General features: G+C 68.5%; 1 protein-coding gene. It reads left to right on the forward strand.

The features are described 5' to 3' along the window. Positions 1-1,224: hypothetical protein (locus J0J01_RS00005; protein WP_296378027.1), on the forward strand; the 1,224-nt coding region annotated here is incomplete at both ends.

Below are 1,224 nucleotides of genomic sequence, written 5' to 3' on the forward strand. Positions count from 1 at the left end.
AATGGCCAGCTCGTCGGCGGCGGCGGCAGATGGGCGGACATCCAGTACAGCTACAACGCGCTGGGCGAGGTCCGGACCAAGACCGAGGCGACGGGCGACGTCACCACCTATAGCTATGACAATGCCGGGCGGCTGATCCAGGAGGCGCGACCGGGCTTCAATGGCGTGACGCCGACGGTGCGCTACCAGTATAACGGGCTGGGCCAGCTCACCGTGACGCGGCAGGGCGATGCATCGCTGTCGGGCAACGACCGGATCAGCACCAACCTCTATGACGGGGCCGGGCGGCTGACCGGGGTGAGCGACGCGCTGGGGCAGACGCGCAGCTATTATTACGATGCCGCCGGCCGCAAGGTCGGGGAATATTACACGCGCGAGCTGGGCAATGGCGGATCGCTCGGCGCCGGCACGCTGGTGACCGAGGGGATCTCCTACCAGTACGACCTTGCCGGCAATGTCGTGCGCCAGGCGATCAACACGATCGCGGGCGGCAGCTGGAGCGAAGTCAGCTCCACGCAGAGCGCGTACGATGCGTTCGGCGCGATCACGGCGCGCGGCACCAATGGCGGGTGGCAGGAGCAGTTCCGCTACGACACTGCCGGGCACCTGGTCGCGTCCAACGCGGGCGACGGGGTGTGGCGGATCCATGCCTATGACAAGGCCGGGCGGCAAACGCTCGCCATCGAGAGCAACGGCAGCACCGATCTGTCCGGCCTGTCGCAAGCCTCGGCGATCGCGCTGATCGCGGGTGGCACCGTCACCGCGAGCGCGACCGTGTACGACGGGCGCGGCCAGGCGGTGCAGGCAGTGCAGATCCAGCGCCAGACCGCGGTGGGCGGTGCGGTGCAGAACATCGCGACGGCGCGGGGCTATACCGCGTTCGGCGAGCTGGCCTGGGAAACCGACGCCTATGGCCGGCAGACCGACTACAGCTACAACACGATGGGCCGAGTGACGCAGATCCAGCGGCCGAGCGTCGCGGTGACGGCCGAGAACGGCACGGTATCGAGCACCCGCCCGACCGAGCGGATGTTCTACGACATCTCGGGCCGGTTGATCGGGACGCAGGACGCCAACAGCGTGTGGACGGGCTCGGGGGTGAAGACCACGCGCCAGCTGCTCGCCGGCACCGGCTATGGTGACGGCGCGGCGCTGGTGGTCAAGGAATGGCATCCCGACGGCGGCGTCGTCGCCAACAGCTATGACGTGTTCGGCGACCAGGTC

Origin of the sequence: Reyranella sp., from assembly GCF_017305915.1 — a bacterium.
Lineage (GTDB): Bacteria > Pseudomonadota > Alphaproteobacteria > Reyranellales > Reyranellaceae > Reyranella.